The sequence below is a fragment of the Salinivibrio sp. MA427 genome, assembly GCF_001996115.1.
In the GTDB taxonomy this organism is placed as follows: Bacteria; Pseudomonadota; Gammaproteobacteria; order Enterobacterales; family Vibrionaceae; genus Salinivibrio; species Salinivibrio costicola.
On record NZ_MUFH01000315.1, the window covers coordinates 1 to 2,648 of the forward strand.

The 2,648-nt window shown below is 49.6% G+C and carries 4 protein-coding genes; all 4 read right to left on the minus strand.

Annotation, left to right across the window (positions count from 1 at the left end; genetic code table 11):
• Positions 1-236: 236 nt before the first annotated feature.
• Positions 237-500, minus strand: a complete 264-nt coding sequence (locus BZG79_RS13800; RefSeq protein WP_077774689.1) for a Txe/YoeB family addiction module toxin — start codon at positions 498-500, stop codon at positions 237-239.
• Positions 497-739, minus strand: a complete 243-nt coding sequence (locus BZG79_RS13805) for a type II toxin-antitoxin system Phd/YefM family antitoxin (protein ID WP_021022842.1) — start codon at positions 737-739, stop codon at positions 497-499. Before BZG79_RS13805 ends, BZG79_RS13800 begins: the two co-directional genes overlap by 4 nt.
• An 89-nt stretch (positions 740-828) precedes the next feature.
• Positions 829-1,644 (minus strand): arylamine N-acetyltransferase, encoded by an 816-nt coding sequence (locus BZG79_RS13810; protein WP_077774690.1) that lies wholly within the window; start codon positions 1,642-1,644, stop codon positions 829-831.
• A gap of 730 nt (positions 1,645-2,374) precedes the next feature.
• The coding region (locus BZG79_RS13820) for a GNAT family N-acetyltransferase (protein ID WP_199877906.1) at positions 2,375-2,648 on the minus strand (274 nt) is incomplete at its 5' end.

Genomic DNA, 2,648 nt, shown 5'->3' on the forward strand with positions numbered 1-2,648 from the left:
GCCATATACATTCCTTGCTCATCGCCTAACGGTGTACAACAAATACGGCGACCCGTTTACTGCTACCAACTGACTAGCGTTTTATCTTTGAATTTTAGCCAGTTGTGTCTTTTAGCGTAGTGCATAACGTCAGCTTCTGGTGGGACAGACGGATAATTTTTGCGCTCCAAACATGGTGCCCAGCCCAGAGAACAACGCAATTAACAACAGCAGCCAATAAAGGCCGATGACAGCCACTACTCATAATGGCTCCAGAGCCTGAGCACTTTCACCACCTGTTCATTCTCGAGGACTTGATAGACCAAGCGATGTTGAATATTAATACGGCGTGAATAGGCACCGGTGAGATCGCCGACAAGCTTTTCGAACGGAGGAGGTTTACGGTAGGGATCGTCTTTAATCAGTGCTAGCAGTTCTTGCGCTTTTGGTTTAAGGCCACTGGAGGCCAGCTTTTTTGCATCTTTCTGGGCTTGTTTGGTGTAAACCAACTTCCATGTCACCAGTCCAACTCCTCATCGCATTCATCCGTCGGCGTGGCGATGCCTTCACGAATCGACTCGCGCATCCCTGGCACAGAAAGCAAATAGAGTGTTTCCTGAATCGCTGACCAATCTTCTTCTGAAATCAGCACCGCTTTGTTACGTTTGCCCGCAATAACAATGGGCTGATGAGATTCGGCGGTTTCATCAATGAGCCGATACAATTTGCTACGCGCTTCAGTGGCAGTGATCCCCGTCATAGCGCCTCTCCAGTGTGATTAACTTTTAATCAATTGTACGGCATCAAGTACGTACGTCAAGACGAACGTTTTCGTTAACATCCGCTCACTCAAACCGCCGCGTTGGCCGCCACCTGTGCAAACGCGGTTTCCAACACTGCGTTGGGCGGTTGCAATAAAAATACCTCATGAACCAACTGGGTTAAGGCCTCGAGGCTATCGATACTTTTTTCGGTAATAAGGTGCCCTGTCGCATCCCAGACCAAAAACTGCTGATTACGAATCAAATAGCGGTGTGAAGCAGTGATCAACGACACCACGAGGTTATTGACGAAAATGGCTTCAGGGTGTTGATGAGAATAGAAGTGCGCCACGTCAAAGTCGGCTTCTACTACATCGTAAAGCTCAACCTCGTACAGCGTTAGTGGCGGTTGCTCGGGCTCGTGTAACACCACCGTCACTACATTGCCATTGCGCGTGATTTGATAGGTATCGTGTCCGATGGTGCAGGTGCGCTGGTTGATATTGAGTAAGCCGCGCGGGGTTTTATTGCCAAAACCAACGTCCACTAGATAAGTCTCGCCATCGAGCTCAAGCACATTCCTACGGTGAGTGCGCGGATTGGTGGGTTTACCATTGAGCATTACCCGCGCCAGCACACTGCGCAACTTAAACCCCAAATGTTTCAGGGCAAGGTAGGCAATTTTATTGTGCTCAAAGCAATAGCCGCCTTGCTGGTTCACCACCAACCGCTCAAACAAGGCATCCGTCTGTAAAGAAAGCGGCTGTCCTGCCAAGGCATTGAGGCTAGAAAACGCATACTGCGCCAAATGCTTTTCAACAAGCTCAGTGACCAGTGCCACGCCCTTCGCCTCACTCAACCCGAGGCGATGTAAATACTCTTCAATCATGGGTGCTGATGTCATCGTCGACTCCTTATGTGAATGGCACCAGATTAACCCCTCAAGTTGGGTTGAGGTAAAGMCTCACRCAGGATTGCGGCTAAAGGCGGAGCGCAGYAATCCTAATCCTGCCARCGCAAAGATCCCAGMCACTACCCGCTCRACCCAATGCGCCACYTTTTGGTAGACGTTCATCACGCCGTTGATTGAAAACAACAGRGAGTACAWCCCATTCACYAAAAAGCCGACCAGCATACAAGTCAGCACCGCMGCGACAAGAAAYARYCCATCRCTGCTTGARCCCATYYCAACCGACAAAGCCGCCATCYAAGCCACMACGGTTTTAGGRTTAGAGGAATTTAAAACCACGCCACGAACAAACCATTTTCGGTATCCCACTTCTTGGTTATCGKTTKTKGAGACCGWCGCRGYGGCRTTAAAGGATGATTTAAAAGAAAGGTAAGCCAGCCATAGAAGATAAAYGCCACCCAYGATTTTTAGYARCATGAGTAAATACACCGACCCTTGYARCACCACCCCCAAGCCACTGGCGGCGACAATGCCCCAAAACAGCAGCCCAATGGATAACCCTGCGCCGTTAAACAAGGMTGACTTTTCGCCCCTTACTCATGGCGATRGTTGCATTGGAGATRTTCGCYGGCCCCGGAGAGACCGCGACAACAAAAAATGCGAACCCGATTGAAACSAGTGATAAAACGTCAGTCATCCTTGCTCCTTRTTATCGATGTTGTGTTTAAAGTGGTTTTTCCATCGGCACGCAATCCAAACGGATCCCTTTTGGGGAGTGATACGTTGATATCTCATCGCCCACGAAGCCGCAGGCGCGATAAAAAGGCGCTGCATTGAGGGTGGATTCGAGCGTTAGCAATCGCAAGCCCTGTTCTTTCGCTAGGTGCTCTAAAAACTGAAGCATCTTTTTCGCCGCGCCCCTGCCACTGTAATCTGGCTCAACAAAGATGGCATCGACTACACCAGTTTGTGTGTTGAGCTTTCCGCTACCGATAACC